We start from the raw sequence: 20052 nt of genomic DNA on the forward strand, positions 1-20052 counted from the left end.
ACCCTACCAACCGTAAAGGAAAGTCGTATGAAAATGACCTCTATTGCAGTTGCTCCCACCGCTCCTGCGTTGGGCCTTTCTGTCCGCGCAAAGGCGGGCGCAGCAGCAATGGTAGAGTGCAACCCTTCAGGTTTTGAGGAATACCCATGCCCCTTATAAAACTACCGTGTCTGGCGCTTGCCTTTGCCCTACCGTTTATGGCCTTGGTCGCGCCTTTCGCGCAGGCCGCGAGTTATGGCCAAGAGCTTCAAGGCTTCCGATACCCTTACCCCGTGCAGCTGTTCGAACTCGAATCCCAAGGGCAGACCTTGAAGATGGGCTATATGGACGTCGCACCCACAGGTGTCGCCAACGGTCGCACCGCCGTGCTGATGCACGGCAAGAATTTTTGCGGCGCGACGTGGGAGGACAGTATCAAGGCCCTCAGCGCTTCCGGTTATCGGGTTGTAGTACCGGACCAGATCGGTTTTTGCACCTCGACCAAGCCTGAGCACTACCAATACAGCTTTCAGCAATTATCGGCCAACACCCACGCACTGTTGGCCAGTCTCGATGTAACCAAAGCCACCGTCATTGGCCACTCCACGGGCGGCATGCTGGGTACTCGGTATGCTTTGTTGTATCCGGAGCAAACCGAGCAGTTGGTGCTGGTCAATCCGATTGGCCTGGAAGACTGGAAAGCCTTGGGCGTGCCGTGGCGCAGTGTCGATCAATGGTATGAACGAGAGCTTAAGCTAAGCGCGGAAGGCACTCGCCAGTACGAGCAAAGCACTTATTACGCTGGGCACTGGAAGCCCGAGTACGATCGTTGGGTGGACATGTTGGCCGGCCTGAACAGCGGACCAGGGCACAAGGTGGTGGCTTGGAACTCAGCATTGATTTACGACATGATTTTCACCCAGCCGGTATTTTACGAACTACCGAATCTCAAGGTGCCGACCTTGTTGATGATCGGTGACGCCGACACCACGGCCATCGGCAGTGACATTGCATCGCCGCAGGTGAAGGCCAGGATCGGCCATTACGATGTCCTCGGCAAGCAGGCCGCCAAGCTGATTCCGGGGGCCAGGCTGATCGAATTTCCCGGCAAAGGCCATGCGCCGCAGATGGAAGACCCTGCCGGGTTCAATAAGATACTGGTTGAAGCGTTGAGCCGGGGCTGAACGACCTGGCCATTTAATCGCCGTCTTTGGCAACGCCAGCACCAATGATGTGATGGCGTGCCAGAGATGCCGCGACGAACCCCGAGGTTTTCATCTCTTCCACAAAGCTCGACAGGTAGGCCGCAACCGCCTCGCCTTTGGCCTTCGGAACGCCCATTGCTTGGCGGATAACCATGAAGTGCGGCTCCACAATCCTCAGGCCGCCGACCCTTGTGGCGTCTTTTTCAAGTTGCTGGCGGATTCCGGAAGCCACGTCCAGGTGCTGATCCAGAAAGCCCTGAACGACCCCCTGAGAGGTGGCCACGCGCACGATCGTCGCGTTGTGCAGTTCACGGGTCAGGAACAAATCATAAGCACTGCCTTTGCTTGTTGCCACGGTAATGCCGGGCTGGTCGACCTGTTCCAGGGTGTTGATCGGTGAATCGGCCCGTACCGCATAAACACCTTCAATCAACACGTAGGGTTTGGTGAACTGGATGGCCTGTCCACGTTTGGGGTCGATAGCAAAAAACCCGACGTCGGCCTTGTCCTGCTCAACATTTTCGACTGATAGATTGGCAGAGGGGACCACCACCAGTTGTAAACCAACGCCGAGCCGTTTTGCCAATTCTGTCGCAAGGTCAATGGAGACACCCACTGGCTTGCCGGTTTCCGGGTCCTGATTGGCCAGAATAGCGTTACCCAGATTGATTGATACGCGGAGCGTCCCGCTCGGGGCGAAGGTTGATGCGAGGGCGGGCGACAGCTGATTAGACGCCGAGCCAGCCCCATGACTGGCATCGGCTGCAATGAACGTTGCGGCAGTGAGGAACACGCGGAGTAACCGGTTGCGGTTGAGCATGTGATGGGCCTTTTGCTGGGACGTAGACGGGGTTTCGCAGCATAACCGCGAAACACCGCGTTGCGGCACCGGATCGATTCCGTAAATCGCACAACCCACTGCGTAGAGCCGGCCCCAAGCGTGACTGATTATGCCAGACATATCTTGAGGCATTTCATCACATGTGAGCGATTGCGTCGTCCAGCACTCAAGCGTAGGGTGCTGACTTGTCACATGTGATGTCTCGGAGGGCACTCAATGGCTCGCAAAACTTCAACCGACTATATGCGTGAAATGCGCGCACGGCTGACGGCTGCGGGGTACGTCAAAAGGGAGCTTTACGTGCTTCCTGAAAACGCTGAGGCCTTGAGAAGTATCGAAAAATGTTTACGCCAGCCCTACTTGGGTAACCGAATAAAACTGGAGGAATTCATGACCGAAAATATCAATTGGACGATCGATTCGCTGCACTCGGCGTTGGTGGAACTGGACGCGGTGAAAAGCAGTGAAATCGAGTTGAGCCTTGTCCAGGGTACCGAGCAGAGCTTGAGTCTGGTGATGAATAACTTCGGCGGCTTGCCGATCATCATCGCTATTGCCGGTGACCAGATTTTGGTGGATTCCGTGCTGGTCTATGCGTCTCAGGTAAAGGACGTCGCAGGGTTCAACGATACGGTTCTGCGCAGCCGGGACATTTTCCCGCTGTCATCGATCGGTATCGAAACGTTGCCTAACGGCGAAACCGTTTACAACATGTTCGGCGCACTGAGCGCTGCCTCTTCGCTGACGGTCATCGTCCATGAAGTATTGACCTTGGCAGATAACGTGATTCGCGCCGCTGATGCCTACGAAGACTTTCTAACCGCTGATCCACAGTAACCGGGAGACACATTAATGAGCCTTTGGAAGAAAATGGTGACCGCTCTACGTGGTGGTGCCTCCGAGGTTGGCGAAGCAATCGTCGACGCTCAAGCATTACGAATTCTGGATCAGGAAATCCGTGACGCCGATGCCTCGATGCTCGCCGCGCGTAACCAGCTGATACAAATCAAGGCCAAGCACAAGTTGTCCGTTCAGCGTGTGGACGAGCACAACAAGAACATCGCCAACTGGGAACAAAAAGCAGTCGCCGCGATGAATAAAGGTGAGGAAGGCCTTGCGCTGGAATGTGCTGAAAAGGTTTCAGAACTCACAGCGTTGCGCGATCAGGAGAAGGCCGCTGCGGACCAGTTCGGCGCTCAGGTCACCAAGTTGACGGCTCAGGTTACTAAAGCCGAAAGTCAGATCAAAGGCCTGCGCCAGCAAGCGGACATGGCCAAAGCCCGTGACAGCGTGCAGCGAGCGCAGATCAACGCTGCTGCAGCGACTGGCGGCGCCAATGGTCGTCTGGAAACCGCTGTGGGTTCATTGGCGCGTATCAAGCAGCGTCAGGATGAGCAGGACGCCAAGCTTGAAGCCGCCGAAGAATTAGCCGATGCAGCCAACGGCGGCGATCTTGAACGTCGCCTGCAAGACGCGGGCATTGGTGCTAAAACCGGCGGGGCCGCTGACGTTCTTGCCAGATTGAAAGCGCAAAGCCAAGCGGGCAACTCGGGTCAATAAGCTGCGTCAGAAAGCGGCAGACGAGTTGCTCGTTCGCCGCTTTTTTTGCCCGGCTTCGATGGTGCAGACATGATCGCCGGAAATGGACTACGAATAATCCTTGGGCTGGCTGGGTTGATGGTCGTGGCACAGGTAATTAACTCGCTGACTGCCAACAGCCTGCTGCACTTGGGGTTGGTCCCCAGGACGTTGTACGGGCTGCAAGGCATTGTGTTTGCACCCTTCCTGCACGGCTCTGTCCGGCATTTGTTGGCCAACCTGCTGCCTTTTATCGTGTTGAGCTGGTTAGTGGCAACCGAAGGTGTTCAGCGTTACGCCCGGGTTGCGACGTTGGTGGCTTTGCTGGGTGGGCTGATGGTCTGGGTCATCGGTCGGCCTGTGATACACGTGGGAGCGAGCGGGGTAATCTTTGGTCTGTGGGCTTATCTTCTGGCCCGCGCCTGGTATCAACGCAGTCTGCCAAGTTTTGCAATCGCCTTGATCACGTTGCTGGGCTACAGCGGATTGATCTTCGGTTTCATTCCGGTGCCCGGGGTCTCGATTGAGTCACACCTCAGTGGCGCGCTTGCCGGTATCGTTGTGGCCTGGCTGATGCACTCCAGGCGGCTGGTGGAAAAAAGCAGTGGTTAGGCATTTGTCAGCGCAGCCTTTTCGAAAGGTTCGGCTGGAGAGGTATCGGCATGTTGTTGTGCGTACACTTTGCCCTGTCGTACGCAATGCTTGAGCTGGTAAAGGCGCCACGCAATACCGACATACCCTGCATCACGATTTAAATACAACCTGCGGCGAGCTGTATGTACGGTTACGACAAGCGTTCAGCGCAACCCTCATTGGATATTGCATTCCAGGTGCCGTCGGTTTTGAAATAAATCTGGCTAACACCACGCCGGTGAAGGGCGGCGATATTTTCTACATTGCTTCGGCACGGCTTGAAGGAACAGCATTATGAGTTGGATCAAACGGGCTTTAGGCCTGGCGCCGCCGAAGCCAGCGCCAGGGTCAACAGCGATCAATGCAGCGGGGTTGCCGGGGCCTTTTGGTTTAGCAACCGGCCGAATGATGGACCTTGATGACTCGCTCACGCTGTTGCTGGAGGGTCATTCTGAATTGATCGTCCCCAACGAAGAGGTGGTGTGGTCAGTGGGCCGGATCGACCTGGGGCAATCCATGCGGCTGGTGCGTTTTTACTTCGAAGACGAAGACTACTGGATGCAGGCCACCATGAACGGCCCGGCGGCGGAAGATGTTCAGGACATCATTCTGTTCGGCTACAGCAGTGTGGTGACCATTAACAGTGAAGCGGAATTGAAGCGCTTGGTGGGTCCCGACTCGAAAATCGGTTTGCCGGTGTTCGAACATGACGGCTGGGAATATGAGCGTCAATGGGGTACGGAACAAGGCCAGACCGAGCTGACGCCGATGACCGAACAGATCGCTAATCCCGACGGGGCCTACCGCATCGAGCACTTGAGCATGTTATACGCCCGGGATACCGGCTTGATAGACCGCCGCGAATTCCTGCTTCTTTCCGTCGAGGAAGACGAGCAGGGCGTTGTTTCCCTGAGTACCTCTCTCGGCGTAACGCTGCAATCCACTGACTTCACGGTCATCTAAAAGGAATTAAAATGCTCGACGCCCTAAGCACGTCCCTCAACGGTCAGTCGGTACTGGGTTTTCTGATCTACATCGCGGTGGCCGCAATCTTGTTCGGCCTGTTTCAGTTGGCCTACACGCGTCTGACGCCGCATAAGGAGTTTGCCCTCATCCGCGACGGTAACGTCGCCGCTGCTGTCGCACTGGGCGGTGCACTGATCGGTTTTGCATTGCCTGCCAGTAACGTCATCGCCTACAGCGTGAACGTGCTGGATGCCGTGGTCTGGGCCGTGATCGCCGCAGCCGTGCAATTGCTCGCGTTTACCGTGACCAGTCTGGTCTTGAAAGATTTGTCCGCACGCATCAGCCGAGGCGAGCTCGCCGCTGCCATCTACGCCGCCAGTGTCTCCATCAGTGTCGGTTTTCTTAACTCGGCCTGCATGACGCCCTCGACCTGATTGGCCTGTCTCGAAAGGAGTATTCGATGAGACGTAGTTCCCTGAAACTGGTCCTGGCCAGCACGCTTCCTCTTGCCATCAGCGCGTGCAGCAAAACCGAGGAAGTCACGGCGCGGCAGACTTACCCTACGGTCCAGGCCTGTGTCGATCAAAAGGTCCCGGTAGATGTTTGCTCGGACGCCTACATCAAAGCGTTGGCTGATTATCGCCGGACCGCGCCTACCTACGATAATGCGGCTGCTTGCGAAGCGGATTTCGTGCCCGATTATTGCCAGCAGAATTCCGATGGCAAGTTCATGCCCAAGCTGGGCGGTTTCGAACTAGCGCTTTCAGGTAACGTGCCCACGTCTCAGCTCGAGGCTGCCAAAGCCCAGGCGACTCAGTCTGGCGGCGATAGTGCCGGAGGCTTTAATGGCAGTGGGCTGCTCATGGGGATGCTGATCGGCAATATGCTGAGCGGCAACGGTGGGGGCGGTCGCTATTATTCGCAGCCGGTTTACCAGTCCCGTGATTCCCGTGGTGCTTATCAAACCTCGACGCTGTCCAGGCAAATTGAGCAGGGCAAGACCTTCGGTAATTCTACCCAGGCCCGTTCCAGTTCCACCGGCAGCTACACCCAAAGTACGTTGGGCCGCAGCCTGGGTAATTCCTCAGTCTCGTCTTCTGTGTCCCGTGGTGGTTTTGGTAGCCAGGCGACCGCGCGAAGCGGTTGGGGTGGGAAAAGCAGCGGTTCGAGCTTTGGCGGTTAACCGGGACGGTATCCATGAAAAAAATCAGTATCGACGAACGTCCTGATTGGCGCCAAACGGCCGAGCGCGAGGGTTTCGACTTTCACACCATTGACGGCGAGCGCTACTGGGACGAGCGCGCCTACTACCAATTCACCGAAGAACAGATCACCCGCGACATCGAAGCGCCGACCCAGGAGCTTCATGCAATGTGTCTGGATGTTGTGGAGCGGGTCGTGGAAAGCGAAGAACTGTTGACCCGGCTCGCCATCCCTCCACCATTTTTTGATCTGGTCCGCACCTCTTGGAAAGAAGGCCATCCGCATCTGTATGGACGCTTTGACTTCAGCTACGACGGCGTCAATCCGGCTAAATTGCTGGAAGGCAACATGGACACGCCGACCTCGGCTTACGAGGCTGGCGCTTTTCAACTGATCTGGCTGGAAGAGCAAGTCGCCTGCGGCGTCCTGCCAAGGCAGGCCAGCCAGTTCAATTCCCTGGCCGAGGACCTGGTTCGAGCGTTTACCGCCATCAAGCAAGGCGGGCCGTTTTACTTCTCCGCCATGTCGGGCTCCAGCGAAGACCGCGGTACCACCGACTTCCTCCGAAAAATGGCCGAGCACGCCGGCATCGAAACCCGGCACATCGACATCGAAGACATTGGACTTGATTCTCACGGAAGATTCGTCGACCTGGAGGGACGCTGGATTGAACGAATTTTCAAGCTGCATGCCTGGGAACATGTATTCCATGAGCCCCACGGGCAGGCGATTCCGGCGTGCGATACCCAGTTCATCGAACCGGCCTGGAAATCGATTATCTCCAACAAAGGTATTCTGCCGCTGTTATGGGAATACCACCAAGGCCACCCAAACCTACTGCCATCCTTCGTCGATCAAGACCCGCGAGCGCCGGTGCCCAAGGGCTGGGTGCGCAAACCCTACTTCTCCCGGGAAGGCGCCAACATAGAAATTCGGACCCCTGGCGATCAAGTCATTTTCGAAGATGGCCCCTACAACGACGCCCCCTACATCCTGCAAAAGTTCGCCCCACTGCCTCGATTTGGTGACAGCTACACCCTGATTGGTTCATGGGTAGTGGGGGACACCGCCTCAGGCATTGGCATTCGTGAAGATGACAGTTTGATCACCAAGGACAGCAGCCGGTTTTTGCCGCATGTGGTGATCGATTAAGGTTTACCCACACATGCCCATCGGGGGCAAAAAACCATTTGATAACAGCGCGATCAGTCCGCTAAAAGTTAGATGTATCAAGAAGTTACGATGCGGGACATTACAATCTACCTCGTTTATTCTCAGCGCCCGATAATTTCACCCGATAAGTGTCACCCAAGCAGCTGAAGCCAATGACTAACAAAAAGTCAGCGCAGGAGGGACATACATGTGAGGCCGATGACGTTAGTTGGCTTTGTATGGCATCTACCCAGGTATTAACTGCATGTTGAAGAAAGCAAATACGGCCCTGTTGGGCCTGGCCCTGTCCTTGGGGCTTATGACTGTCCAGACGGCTGAAGCAAAAACGGTTGATGTGCTGCTCATCGGTGGCGGCATCATGAGTGCAACCTTGGGCGTTTGGCTCAACGAACTTGAACCCGACTGGTCCATGGAGATGGTCGAGCGCCTTGACGGTGTCGCCGAAGAAAGCTCAAACGGCTGGAATAACGCCGGTACCGGTCACTCGGCTTTGGCGGAGTTGAACTACACGCCAGAAGACAAATATGGCAAGGTCGAGATCCCCAAGGCCATCGAGATCAATGAGGCGTTCCAGATCTCGCGTCAGTTCTGGTCGTGGCAGGTCAAAAATGGTGTCTTGAACAATCCTCGCTCCTTTATCAACTCCACGCCGCACATGAGTTTTGTGTGGGGCGATGACAACATCAAGTTCTTGAAGAAGCGCTACGAAGCGCTGCAGGCAAGCCCGCTGTTCAGTGGCATGCAGTACTCGGAAGACCCGGTACAGATCAAGAAATGGGTTCCATTGATGATGGAAGGACGTGATCCGAATCAAAAGATCGCGGCCACTTGGACGCCACTGGGTACCGACGTCAACTTTGGCGAGATCACCCGCCAGTTCGTCAGCAATCTACAAACCAAGCCCAATTTCGACCTGAAGCTGTCGAGCGAAGTGCGGGACATCGCGCGCAATGCGGATGGCACGTGGCGTGTTTCTTACAAGAATTTGAAAGACGGCACTGAAACTCAGACCGACGCCAAGTTCGTATTTATCGGCGCGGGCGGTGGTGCTTTACGCCTGCTACAGAAGTCCGGTATTCCAGAAGCCAAGGAATATGCAGGCTTCCCGGTGGGTGGCTCGTTCCTGGTGACCGAAAACCCGGCGATCACCGAACAGCATCTGGCCAAGGCCTATGGCAAAGCATCGGTCGGCGCACCACCGATGTCGGTTCCGCACCTGGATACCCGTGTGCTGGATGGCAAGCGCGTAATCCTGTTCGGTCCGTTCGCGACCTTCTCGACGAAGTTCCTGAAGCAAGGTTCTTACTTCGACCTGCTCAGCAGCACCACCACACACAACGTCTGGCCGATGGCCAAAGTCGGTGTCGAGCAGTACCCGCTGGTTGAATACCTGGCTGGTCAGTTGATGCTGTCAGACGATGACCGCATGAATGCGCTGAAAGAATACTTTCCTAACGCCAGGAAAGAAGACTGGCGCCTGTGGCAAGCCGGTCAGCGAGTACAAATCATCAAGCGCGATGACGAGAAGGGCGGCGTTCTGAAATTGGGCACCGAAGTCGTCAGCTCCAAAGACAACAGCATTGCCGGGCTGCTCGGCGCATCGCCTGGCGCCTCCACTGCCGCGCCGATCATGCTCAGCGTGCTTGAGAAGGTTTTCAAAGACAAAGTCGCGACCCCGGCCTGGCAAAAAAAGCTGCACCAGATTGTTCCGAGCTACGGCACCAAACTCAACGATGACCCGGCGCGGGCGTATCAAGAATGGACGTATACCGCGGGCGTGCTTCAGCTGGATACGCCGCCAGTGATTGACCAGGCCGTAACTCCACAAAGCACGGCTCCGACGCAAGCAAAGCCAGGGAAAAAGAGCAATCCTGAGGCCGATATAGCGCTGTAGAGCGACACAGCTTTCGCCAGGCAGTGGGTTCAGATTTGGGCCTGACCCTGACCCGGCCCTGGCTATGTGGCAATCGGGAATTCAGCAGGAACGAAGTTAATCCCGAAGAAAGCAGGCGCGGTGTTCCAGTAGACCGCGCCGACCGCTCCTTGAACACGTTCGCTTCCACAAGACCCTCGGCAAAGCGTCGAATTTGAATCAGCACAGCGGATTTCTATCCACGCCCGTCGCCCCCCAAGCTTTTTTGCAGGTTTCTCGTCGATCCCCCGTGCCGCTATCAAACGGCGCAGGCGCACGGCCAGCGGGTTGGTGCAAGGGTAAAAGCGCTTTATGATGGCGAACTTCGCGGTCTGGATTTAGGCAACTACATGAAGTGCGTGGTAACCGTTTTATCCGTACTCGCTATGGCAGTCGGGCTCAGTGGCTGTATCAGCGCTCCGATCGAAATGACCCCACAAACCGCACAGCGCTTGCAATCGCTGCCTCCGATTCGTTTTCTGCTGACCTTTGACGACGGCCCAAACGCCTCGAGCTTTTTTAACCCATCGCTGCAGGTCCTTGACGCTCTTGCCGTCAACCCGATTGAACCGGGCATCAAGGCAGTATTTTTCGTACAAACCCGCGCTCCGCGGGCGGGGGGCAGTGAGGTTGGCAAAACGGTGATGCGCCGTGAACATGCCGAAGGCCATATTTTGGGGTTCCATACCGCGACGCCTTGGCATAGCAACCATCGTTCGCTGAACGCGCAGGAATTGGAGCAGACGCTCGCCAACGGCAGTGCGGACATCGCTGCGATCACCGGAACCCCGCCGAATCTGGTTCGTCCGCCGTTCTGGAATTACGACAAGCGCACCTTCGCCGCGTATCAGCAGCACGGCATGCATGTAGTGCTGACCGACCTCAGCGCCAATGACGGCAAGATCTGGGGCTACAACCTCAGCCTGCGTCGACGTTCGCATATGGTCAGGGAATTATCAGTGCTGCGCGAGAAGATCGCCGCCGGTGAACTGCCAGCCGTTGAGGGCGCGATTCCGGTGGTGGTGACCTTTCATGACATCAACCGTTACACCGCTCGGCATGCTCAGGAATACCTGCAGATCCTGATCGACAGCGCACGCGAGACGGGCATGACCACTGCCGCCAAGCCGTTTTACGACGATCAGGCCGAGTTGCAGCGCGCGGTAATGGCTCGCACCGTCACCACTAGTTCGGAACCGGTGAATTTGCCAGGCTTCTGGAATTGGTGGTGGGACGGAGATTCACATTGATCTGGTGCGGCTACCGACAACCCGCTCCTGCTCTGATAAGCAATTTCAAGTGAGCGCCATACCAACGCAGTAGCACCACTCACTTGCCCATCACCGCCAAATGAATCTCCTGCAATGGCAGAATCCGCTTGGCGGCGCCGAGCTTGATCGCCTCCTTGGGCATGCCAAACACCACGCAGCTGGCTTCGTCCTGAGCCACGGTGGCAGCACCCGCGTCGAGCATCTCCTTCAGGCCACGGGCGCCATCGTCGCCCATGCCGGTCATGATAATCCCGCTGGCGTTCTTGCCAGCGAACTTGGCCACCGAGCGGAACAACACGTCCACCGACGGTCGATGCCGGTTGACCTGCGGTCCATCGACCACCTGAACGTGGTAATACGCACCGCTGCGGGTCAATAACATGTGCCTGCCGCCGGGGGCAATCAGCGCAAGGCCTGGCAATACGCGGTCGTTGTGGCGGGCTTCACGTACTTCAATCTGCGAGATGCTGTTGAGGCGCTCGGCAAATGCCGCGGTGAACTTTTCCGGCATGTGCTGGACGATGACAATGCCGGGGCAGACACGGGGCAAGGCGGTCAGAACGGCTTCCAGCGCTTGAGTGCCGCCGGTGGAGGTGCCTATTGCAACGATGCGCTCGGTGGTCTGCGGCATAGCGTGACCGTTGGCGGCAGGCAGGATCGCGTCGGCGTTTAGTTTGCCGGGCGGCTCAATACGTGGCGCAGCGACGCGTTTGCCAAGGTTCTTCACGTTAGCATTGGCCGCAGCGCGAATCGCTCCAATCAATTCAGCGGAGGACTCAAGCAAAAAGTTCTTTAGCCCGATTTTCGGTTTGGTGATGATCTCAACCGCGCCTGCCGCAAGGGCCTGCAAGGTGGTTTCGGCGCCTTTTTCGGTCAGCGATGAACAGATAACTACCGGCGTAGGCCGTTCAGCCATTATTTTTTTCAGAAACGTGATGCCGTCCATACGTGGCATTTCCACGTCCAGCACGATGACGTCGGGCCATTCCCGGGCGAGCTTGTCCATGGCAAAAATCGGGTCCGAAGCAGCGGCCATCAGTTGAATGTCTGGCGTGCTCTCAAGAATGGCCTGCAACACCTGCCGCACCACGGCAGAGTCATCAACGACCAGTACCCTTATCTTTCTCATCGTTGGTTTCAGCCGTTTTCAAAGAAGTGTGCCTAACCCAGACGTGACCGCTCCAGGTGTCGAAAATGATGTTGCGATGGCCGCTGCCGCCCACGTCCTGGCCGCTGACGACTAACCGCGACTGCACGGCAAATTGTTGCGCGGCGACGACGTTCATGCGCGCTACGTTGCCTCCCATGAGGTCGCGGCGTTGCTCGGTAAACATCGAACCACCGCCGAACAGTTTGAGCTGATACCCGTCAATGGAGCTATGGCGAGCCGATGCTTGCTGTTTGAACAGCGCCAACGCCTCGTCGATGTATCGACCGTCGGGCGCGGTGCCTCGGCGCTCCCTAGTTGGCAGCATGCAATGACACATGCCGCCCATCTTGCGCGTAGGGTGCCACAGCACAATCGCAATGCAGGAACCGAGCAACGTGCGCATCCGCGTTGGCTGGTCGCTGAAGTGAAATTCGCCTGGGGCCAGATACAGGTCAACGGCGTTGGCTGGCGCTTTCATGGTTTCCGATAAATAGACGGTGCGACCATCTTCAACGCATCGCTGACACCGTTGAGGCTTTCCGAGTGACTGATAATGAAATGCCCGCCGGGTTTAAGCAGTGGCAGCAGTCGGGCGACCACTTTGCGCTTAGTCTCTTGATCAAAATAAATCATTACGTTGCGCAAGAAGATCACATCGAACTCGCCCAGCGGCGGCAACGTGTCGTTGAGATTGACCTGAATGAAAGTAACCCGGCTGCGCAGGGCTTTTTCGATCAGGAACGTACCGGCCTGATTGCCGGTGCCTTTCAGGCAATATTTCACCAGCAGTGGCTGGGGCAGGGTGCGGGCACGCTCCATTGGATAGTGGCCGGTACGCGCCTTGGTCAATACCTGAGTGCTGATGTCAGAGCCAATGATTTCCCACGGTGTGGTACTTAGACCTTCGGCCAGGACCATGGCCAAGCTGTACGGTTCTTCGCCGGATGAACTGGCGGCGCTCCACACCCGAAAAAGTTTTCCGGGCAGTGCCTGGGGCAGCACCTGTTGCCGCAGAAAATCGAAATGCTTGGGCTCACGAAAGAAATACGTTTCGTTGGTGGTCAACAAGTCCAGAGCGAGTTGCAGTTCTCCAGCGCTTTCGTGGCCCATGATCAGCTTGAAATATTCGCCGTAGCTGTCCAGTTGGTAATGCTTGAGACGTTTGAACAACCGGCCCGCCACCAGCGCTTTTTTTGCCGGCGACAGGTTGATGCCCGCCGTGCGGTAGAGCCAGGATTGAAACTGATCGAACTCGCGATCATTCAGGTTAGCGGTGGTCAGCATGACAATCCTTGTCGGGCGCTCATTGGACGTCGCTGTACAGGCCGGTGCCTTCACCCGCGAGCCTGGACATCTCGTCGATGGACAGCACGTTATCCACCTCAAGCACGATCACAAACTTGCCCTCAACCTTGGCCATGCCGCTAATGAAGTCCGCACGTACTCGCGCGCCGAAGTCCGGTGGCGGTTCGATCTCAGACGCAGGAATCTCCAGCACTGCGCATACCGTGTCCACCAGCAGGCCGATATCCTGGGCATGGCCGTCGTCGGTGTTCGCTTCAATAATTACCACGCAACTGCGCCGAGTGGTGCCTGAGTTCTGCCGTCCGAAACGCGCCGAGAGATCGACCACCGGCACCACCGCGCCGCGCAGATTGATCACCCCGCGTACAAAGGCTGGCATCATCGGCACGACGGTGAGGTTGCCGTATTCGATGATTTCCTTGATGCCGAGAATGCCGATGGCAAACATCTCACCACCGAGCATGAAGGTCAGATACTGCGCCTCCTCTGCAAGGACAGCGGAGGATTGCCGAGTGGTTACGATTGAGCCCATGCCTTATCTCCAAAAAATCGAACCCGTCAGAACCGGGTGAATTCGGTTTCGTCAGGGCCGGCGGTTTGCTGGGCAAACGAGCGGCTGAGCTGGGCGGGACGAGGCTGTTTGCGGCTCGCGTTGGGATTGTTGTGGGCGGGCTTGCTGATCCCGTGAACCGGTTTGGCTGCATGGGTTGCGGCATCAAGAGTGAAAAAACTCATCGCTTGTTGCAGTTGCTCGGCCTGACTACTCATTTCTTCGGCGGTGGCCGCCAATTCTTCACTGCTTGAGGCATTTTGCTGGGTGACTTGATTGAGTTGAGTCATGGCAGTATTGATCTGCGCCACACCAGCAGCCTGTTCTTCTGAAGCCGCACTGATCTCTTGAACCAGGTCCGAAGTCTTGTTGATCGACGGGACCATTTCGTCCAACAGCTTGCCCGCGCGCTCCGCCAACTCGACACTGCTGCCGGATAACTCGCCAATTTCCTGTGCCGCCACTTGGCTACGCTCGGCCAGTTTTCGCACTTCTGCCGCCACTACCGCGAAGCCTTTGCCATGCTCGCCAGCCCGTGCCGCTTCGATAGCAGCGTTCAGCGCCAACAAGTTGGTTTGATAGGCAATGTCATCAATAATGCTGATGCGCTGAGCGATTTTTTTCATCGCTACAACGGTCTGTTGAACCGATTGCCCGCCGTCCGTAGCTTCCTTGGCCGCCTTGCTGGCCATGCCGTCAGTGACCTTGGCGTTTTCGGTGTTCTGATTGATGCTCGCGCTCATCTGTTCGATGGATGCACTGGTTTCTTCGACACTGGCGGCTTGTTCGCTGGTGGCCTGGCTCATGGATTGGGCCGTTGCGCTGACCTGCTCCGACGCGCTGGCCAGATTGTCGGCGGCGTTGCGTACTTCGCCGATAATGTGCGACAGCTTGCCAACCATGGTGTGCATGGCATTGAGCACCATGCCGGTTTCATCTTTCGAGCCGGGCTCAATGTGCACGCTGAGATTGCCGTCGGCCAATTGGTTGGCAATGGTAGCGGCCAGTTTCAATGGGCGGGAGATGATGCGTGAGATGAGCAGGGCGAGCAACAAGCCAACCACCAGCGCGGCAATCAATGCGGCGATGATGGACAGCCTCGAGCTGATATACAGATCACCGCCGCGCTGGCTGGCAGCCGCCGCGCCGGTATCATTCAAGGCCACCAGCTTTTCGAGGTCAACTATGACTTGGTCGAAAGCACGTTTGGACTCGCCGTTGAATAATGCTTTTGCATCGCCATCGACCGTTTCCCGTGAGGCGTGCAGCAGTTTTTTACTGATTTCGAGATAAGTCGCCCAGTCCGCAACAAATACGTCGAACAAACCACGCTCTTCCGGGTTTGAAATCAGCGGCTCATAGCTGGATTTGCGCGATTCCACCTCTTTTCTTGAATCCGCAGCTTCTTGCTCCAACTGAGCTTTCTCGGCGGCAGAATCGGCCAGAATGTATCGCGTCTCCTTGATCCGGTGGTTGGCAACGAAGAAACTCATGCTCGAGGCCGCTCGGATTGACGGCATCCAGTCATCACGCATCTCGACCGAGCTGCTGTTGACCTCGCCCAGCTGGAGGATTGAAAACACACCGATCAATGCAGTAAGCGCGAGCACTACGAGGAACGAGGCGATTAATTTGGTCGCTATCCTGAGATCGTAAAACCATGTCATTGGATGATTCCTCCATGCGCAGTGCGGGTGCCTGCTTGGCGAGTAAGGGCAAGATGTTGTGGGGGTGTTGAGGTCTGTCGGGTTTCAAGCTGGACGATGTGCGCCAGCAGCGCGGGCACGTCTAGAATCAATGCGACGGCTCCGCTGCCGAGAATGGTCGAGCCGCTGATACCCCGCAGTGCGCTGAAGAGTTTGCCGAGGGGCTTGATGACCGTCTGGAATTCACCCAGCAAGTCATCCACTACCAGTCCAGCCTTGTGTTCGGCACAGCGGACCACCACGACGTTTTCGCGGCGCACCGGTTGGCCGTCGTGGTTGAAATGATCGCGCAAATAAACCAGCGGCAGCACTTCACCGCGCAGGTCCAGGTAACTGCTTTCTCGGGCCTGCTGGCGTTTGTCTTCGCTGAGTTCTATGCATTCCTGGACCATGTCCAGCGGGATCACATAGCTTGCCGGACCGATACCGACCAAAAAGCCGTTGATGATTGCCAGGGTCAACGGCAGGCGAATTCTGATCAGCGTGCCTTGACCCGGCTGGCTGTCCAGGTCAACCGTGCCCCGCAGCAGGGTGATGTTACGCTTGACCACGTCCATGCCAACGCCGCGCCCCGACAGGTTGGTCACGGCCTCTGCGGTGGAAAATCCCGGCTCGAAAATCAGGTTGTAGATTTCATTATCTGTAGGCGTTGCCGAGGCCGCTACCAGGCCCCGCTCCTGAGCCTTTTGTAAGATCCGGTCGCGATTAAGCCCGGCGCCGTCGTCGGCAATTTCCAAAACAATGCTGCCCGAGTCGTGATAAGCATTCAGGTGCAGACGACCCTTGGCCGGCTTGCCCGCTGTCAGCCGCACCTCAGGTGATTCTATGCCGTGGTCCATGGCGTTACGCAGCAAGTGCATCAACGGGTCGCCGATTTTCTCAACCACGGTTTTATCCAATTCAGTGTCCGCACCGCTGATAACCAGATCGATGTCCTTGCCTAATTCCTGGCTGACATCACGTACCACCCGTCGAAACCGGTTGAAGGTGTCACCGATGGGAATCATCCGCAGGCGTAGCGCGCCATCGAGAATTTCTTCGACCAGTCCCGAGACCACCGAAGTGGATTCCTGCAACGGACTGCTATGGCTGCTGCGCGCAAGCAGGCTCGCCCCGGCGCTGGCAATGACCAGCTCACCGACCAGATTGATCAGTTCGTCGAGCTTGTCGGCGTTGACCCGGACGAAGTTACCTTCCTTGCCCTTGGTCTCTTGCAGCGCCGTTTGTTTGTCCGCAGGTGGCTGCACGATGACGGGCTCGACCGCGCAAGGTTCGCTGGAAATCTCAGATGGCGGCAACACGGTGTCGTGGGGGTGCGGGGCAAGGATATGGATCACACAATCGTCACGCACGAAGTCGAAAGCTTCGGTAATGGTGGTCAGGGTGGCGTCGGAGCGGAAGTCAATTTCGAAGCCCAGGTAGCAGCTCTCGGGGTCGAACGCTTCCAGGCTGGGAAACGTGTCAGTCAGGGTGCTGATGTAGACGATTTCACCCAAAGTATTGAGGTAGCGCAGGAACGACAGCGGGTCCATGCCGTTACGGAAAACGTCGTTGCCGAAGCGCAGGGAAATGTGCCAGAGCGCTGACCCGCCCGTGGCTTGGGTTTGGTCAGCCGATGTATCGACCGCAACTGCGCTCGATGCGCTGATTTGCGGGGATGCCTGGTACGCCTGCAGGCCCCCGCGTAGGAGGGCTTCACGGTCATTTGCAGCCTGGCTTAACGTGCCGCCTTGTCCTGCGACCACCTCAACCAACTCCAGCATATGGTCGGCACTTTTCAACATCAGAGCGATTAGCGTTGCGTCGGCAGTCACCGCGCCATCGCGCAGGCGGTCCAGCACGTCTTCGACGATATGGGTAAACCCGACAATTGGCATCAGGCCGAATAAACCGGCCGAGCCCTTAATGGTATGCGCCGCGCGGAAAATCGCGCCCAGGGTGTCGCTGTCGTCAGGCTGGTTTTCAAGACGCAGTAATGACGTTTCCATGTCCTGAAGCAGTTCGCGGGCTTCAACGATGAACGTTTGCTGCGCTTGATCGAGGTTAATCGTCACGATGAAGTCCTTTTTACTCCGAGCTTTCGGATTTACTGCTGAGGTGCCAAGCCGTTCAGTGACTGGTGGTAGACCGCACCGGTAGATCACCGAAATAACCTGATAGGTCACACAACTCAAAGGTTTCAAGCACGGCCTGACTGTGCTCGACCAAGCGCATGGGGCAGCCCGACTGCTGGGCTTCGCGCTTGGCGAGCATCAGCAGTTGCACGCCAGAACTGTCTATTTCAGTCACTTGCGACAGGTCGATTTCCAACTCGCTGGACGGTGCCAGGAACGGCATTAATTGGGTGGCCAGTTCGGCGGCGGTGTAGATGGTCATCTCACCTTCAATACGCAAATGCGCAATGCCAGCGTAGATGTCGCAAATGATCGGCATGGCCACTATTCCTTAGGGCATGATCAGTTTGGCGACAGCCGCCAGCATCTGCGCGGGCTGGAAAGGCTTGACCACCCAGGCACGTGCACCAGCGGCCTGGCCTTCGGCTTTCTTAGATTCCTGGGATTCGGTAGTCAGCATGATGATCGGCGTAAATTTATAGTGGGCCAGCTTCTTCACTTCTTTGACGAAGGTGATGCCGTCCATGTTTGGCATGTTCACGTCGCTGATAATCAAGTGAACTTTTTGTCCGGTGAGTTTGCTCAATGCATCCTTACCGTCGCTGGCCTCAGTCACGTCGTAGCCCGCGCTTTTCAACGTGATGCTGACGACTTGGCGGACGCTGCTGGAGTCGTCCACGACCATTATGTTTTTAGCCACGATTGAGTTCCTAGAAAAAAGTGATTTCAGCGCTCGCCGAAGCGTGCGTACCGATCGACGTATTACTGCCACGGTGGTTCTGGCGCTGTTCGTCGGTAGCGTAAGTGAGTTCCATCTCGGCCAACCAGGCGTCGGCGTCGATCTCCATCGGTTGGCCGGGATTCCTGCGTGAAGCCTGGAGCCGACCGTGCAGCGCCTGCATGTTATTGCGCACATGAGCCAGGATCTGACTGACCCGGTCCTGGAATTGCAAGCTGACCAGAACCTCAGTCACCTCGTTGTGGATACCGACGCTTTCCTGCTGGAGCAAAGCTGCCGAGTCTGACAGGCGCCCGGTGATGTTTTTGAAGCGTTCAAGCACCCGCTGGATGCTGACTTGGGAACTGGCGACAGAGTCGTTGTCATCGTCAGAGCTGCTGGAGGCGGCCTGCACCAGTTGGGTAATCGCGCCATTGATGATGTCGACCTTGGCCGACATTTTTTGCCCGGTCTCGCTGGACTGGCTCGACAGCGTACGGACCGCATCAGCTACCACCGCGAAGCCACGTCCCGCTTCCCCGGCACGCGCCGCCTCGATGGCGGCGTTCAGTGCCAGCAAGTTGGTTTGTTGCGCGATTGCCGCAACTTCAGCGGCCATGGTCCGCAATTCGCCAGTGTAGGCGGTGAGGTTGTGGACCTGAGCCAGCATTTGATCGCGGCTATATTGGCTGGCTTTCAGGGAATCGATAACCTTCACCAGTTCGCTGTCGCTCTGCGCCAACACTTCAAGGGCGCTGCCCTCGGATTTGCCAGACAAATTACCGGCCGCCGACTGCGAGGCGTTGACGGTTTCCTGCAACCGATTGGAAATAGCGTAGAAGCGGCTGCTTAACTCGACAATCGCGGTCTCGGTTTGCTGGCGTGAGCTTTCAACTTGCTTGGCCCAGATCGGCACCGCTTCCAGGCATACCGCTTCAAGGCCGCCGACCGCAGCAGTGGAATGCTGCAACTGCAAGGCGGCATGGTCAGCCCTCAATGCGTGAGCCACCGCTCGGGAAAGAAGCAGGCTTTGGCGATTGGCGCTCCAGAAACCTGCGATGATTCCAACCAGTAGCAGTCCAGCAGTCCATAGCAATGCCGACATCTGCAGGCCCGCCAGGGTTAACAGTCCCCCGCAGCCGATAATCGAGATCACTGAAGGCAGCCAGAAAAAGGCCGCGGAGCGGGGAGGGGTGGAATCGGACTCGCCGTACGATGGATGAGTGGGCATCTCTTTTCCCTAATCGTTGGGGTTAGCGCTTGATGGCTATCAGCTATATCTGCTGACTTGATCACAACTTTAGGCGTTTGTCAGACGAGTGGCGCCATTTTTTGCTAAGTCGCGTGAACTATAGGTAATCGGGTGAGTCTCTTTGCGGCAACCGGCTCGGTTGGGTCAACAGCGGAGTTATCGAGTCGGCATGAGCGCTGCCAATGGCCTGATACCGGTATCCGGAATTATTTCCCCTCGGTTCTTGACATGCCCGGCGAACAAGTCCAAAATTGCGTCCATTCCTGATGTGGGAATGCAGAAAAACCTATAGATTTCAAAGGGTTGAGAGACAGATTAACGTCTCTCGTTCAACTCGAAGTTGTATGCGTTTAGTGTCAGCGATTTTGGCATTGGACGTTTGGGGCCGAGTAGCAAAATGGTTATGCTGCGGATTGCAAATCCGCCTACGCCGGTTCGATTCCGACCTCGGCCTCCATCATAAACAAGCTCCGTAGATCCATGATTTACGGAGCTT

20 protein-coding genes and 1 tRNA gene are annotated in these 20052 nt (G+C 56.7%); 11 read left to right on the forward strand and 10 right to left on the reverse strand.

Going from position 1 to position 20052, the window contains the following annotated elements; all coding sequences use genetic code 11:
* Nucleotides 1-197: 197 nt before the first annotated feature.
* Nucleotides 198-1163 (forward strand): alpha/beta hydrolase, encoded by a 966-nt coding sequence (locus JWR17_RS24830; RefSeq protein ID WP_299835824.1) that lies wholly within the window; start codon nt 198-200, stop codon nt 1161-1163.
* A gap of 13 nt (nt 1164-1176) precedes the next feature.
* Here JWR17_RS24830 and JWR17_RS24835 read toward each other — a convergent pair whose 3' ends face one another.
* Nucleotides 1177-2004 (reverse strand): ABC transporter substrate-binding protein, encoded by an 828-nt coding sequence (locus JWR17_RS24835; RefSeq protein ID WP_299835790.1) that lies wholly within the window; start codon nt 2002-2004, stop codon nt 1177-1179.
* A 237-nt stretch (nt 2005-2241) separates the two neighbouring features.
* Here JWR17_RS24835 and JWR17_RS24840 point away from each other — a divergent pair, with 237 nt between their 5' ends.
* The 9 genes from JWR17_RS24840 (at nt 2242) to JWR17_RS24880 (ending at nt 10740) form a co-directional block, all read left to right on the forward strand.
* The gene (locus JWR17_RS24840) at nt 2242-2862 is read left to right on the forward strand and encodes a YjfI family protein (protein WP_299835792.1); all 621 of its coding nucleotides are present in this window, start codon (nt 2242-2244) and stop codon (nt 2860-2862) included.
* Between the two features lie 15 nt (nt 2863-2877).
* Nucleotides 2878-3585 carry a PspA/IM30 family protein gene (locus JWR17_RS24845; protein WP_299835793.1) on the forward strand — a complete coding sequence of 236 codons (708 nt, stop codon included), beginning with the start codon at nt 2878-2880 and terminating at the stop codon, nt 3583-3585.
* A gap of 69 nt (nt 3586-3654) precedes the next feature.
* Entirely contained in the window at nt 3655-4215 is a 561-nt protein-coding gene (locus tag JWR17_RS24850) for a rhomboid family intramembrane serine protease (RefSeq protein WP_299835795.1), read from the forward strand.
* Nucleotides 4216-4530: 315 nt separating this feature from the next.
* Nucleotides 4531-5199, forward strand: coding sequence for a DUF2491 family protein (locus JWR17_RS24855; protein WP_299835797.1), 669 nt, complete (start codon nt 4531-4533; stop codon nt 5197-5199).
* An 11-nt stretch (nt 5200-5210) separates the two neighbouring features.
* A complete protein-coding gene (locus tag JWR17_RS24860; protein ID WP_299835799.1) occupies nt 5211-5636 on the forward strand; it encodes a DUF350 domain-containing protein in 426 nt (141 codons plus the stop codon).
* Between the two features lie 26 nt (nt 5637-5662).
* Nucleotides 5663-6385 (forward strand): DUF1190 domain-containing protein, encoded by a 723-nt coding sequence (locus JWR17_RS24865; RefSeq protein ID WP_299835801.1) that lies wholly within the window; start codon nt 5663-5665, stop codon nt 6383-6385.
* A gap of 14 nt (nt 6386-6399) precedes the next feature.
* On the forward strand, nt 6400-7557 hold the full coding sequence (locus JWR17_RS24870) for a glutathionylspermidine synthase family protein (protein ID WP_299835803.1): 1158 nt from the start codon (nt 6400-6402) through the stop codon (nt 7555-7557).
* A 265-nt stretch (nt 7558-7822) separates the two neighbouring features.
* Nucleotides 7823-9472, forward strand: coding sequence for a malate dehydrogenase (quinone) (gene mqo / locus JWR17_RS24875; RefSeq protein WP_299835805.1), 1650 nt, complete (start codon nt 7823-7825; stop codon nt 9470-9472).
* Between the two features lie 368 nt (nt 9473-9840).
* Nucleotides 9841-10740: a polysaccharide deacetylase family protein gene (locus JWR17_RS24880; RefSeq protein ID WP_299835807.1), complete on the forward strand. Its 900-nt coding sequence runs from the start codon at nt 9841-9843 to the stop codon at nt 10738-10740.
* 79 nt (nt 10741-10819) lie between these two features.
* Here JWR17_RS24880 and JWR17_RS24885 read toward each other — a convergent pair whose 3' ends face one another.
* From JWR17_RS24885 to JWR17_RS24925, 9 genes are read right to left on the reverse strand one after another with little or no spacing between them, the layout of a single operon-like run.
* Nucleotides 10820-11890 (reverse strand): chemotaxis response regulator protein-glutamate methylesterase, encoded by a 1071-nt coding sequence (locus JWR17_RS24885; RefSeq protein ID WP_299835809.1) that lies wholly within the window; start codon nt 11888-11890, stop codon nt 10820-10822.
* Nucleotides 11862-12389: a chemotaxis protein CheD gene (locus JWR17_RS24890; protein ID WP_299835811.1), complete on the reverse strand. Its 528-nt coding sequence runs from the start codon at nt 12387-12389 to the stop codon at nt 11862-11864. Before JWR17_RS24890 ends, JWR17_RS24885 begins: the two co-directional genes overlap by 29 nt.
* Entirely contained in the window at nt 12386-13195 is an 810-nt protein-coding gene (locus tag JWR17_RS24895; RefSeq protein WP_299835813.1) for a protein-glutamate O-methyltransferase CheR, read from the reverse strand. The genes JWR17_RS24890 and JWR17_RS24895 overlap by 4 nt, the downstream gene beginning before the upstream one ends.
* A gap of 19 nt (nt 13196-13214) precedes the next feature.
* Nucleotides 13215-13748: a chemotaxis protein CheW gene (locus JWR17_RS24900; protein ID WP_299835815.1), complete on the reverse strand. Its 534-nt coding sequence runs from the start codon at nt 13746-13748 to the stop codon at nt 13215-13217.
* Nucleotides 13749-13774: 26 nt separating this feature from the next.
* Nucleotides 13775-15433 (reverse strand): methyl-accepting chemotaxis protein, encoded by a 1659-nt coding sequence (locus JWR17_RS24905; protein ID WP_299835817.1) that lies wholly within the window; start codon nt 15431-15433, stop codon nt 13775-13777.
* On the reverse strand, nt 15430-17526 hold the full coding sequence (locus tag JWR17_RS24910) for a chemotaxis protein CheA (protein WP_299835819.1): 2097 nt from the start codon (nt 17524-17526) through the stop codon (nt 15430-15432). The genes JWR17_RS24905 and JWR17_RS24910 overlap by 4 nt, the downstream gene beginning before the upstream one ends.
* A gap of 55 nt (nt 17527-17581) precedes the next feature.
* Nucleotides 17582-17905: an STAS domain-containing protein gene (locus tag JWR17_RS24915; RefSeq protein ID WP_299835821.1), complete on the reverse strand. Its 324-nt coding sequence runs from the start codon at nt 17903-17905 to the stop codon at nt 17582-17584.
* 12 nt (nt 17906-17917) lie between these two features.
* On the reverse strand, nt 17918-18286 hold the full coding sequence (locus JWR17_RS24920; protein ID WP_299835822.1) for a response regulator: 369 nt from the start codon (nt 18284-18286) through the stop codon (nt 17918-17920).
* Between the two features lie 10 nt (nt 18287-18296).
* On the reverse strand, nt 18297-19409 hold the full coding sequence (locus JWR17_RS24925; protein WP_299835826.1) for a methyl-accepting chemotaxis protein: 1113 nt from the start codon (nt 19407-19409) through the stop codon (nt 18297-18299).
* Nucleotides 19410-19939: 530 nt separating this feature from the next.
* Here JWR17_RS24925 and JWR17_RS24930 point away from each other — a divergent pair.
* Nucleotides 19940-20013 (forward strand) — tRNA-Cys (locus JWR17_RS24930).
* Nucleotides 20014-20052 lie beyond the last annotated feature (39 nt).

The organism is Pseudomonas sp. (assembly GCF_028293835.1).
In the GTDB taxonomy this organism is placed as follows: domain Bacteria; phylum Pseudomonadota; class Gammaproteobacteria; order Pseudomonadales; family Pseudomonadaceae; genus Aquipseudomonas.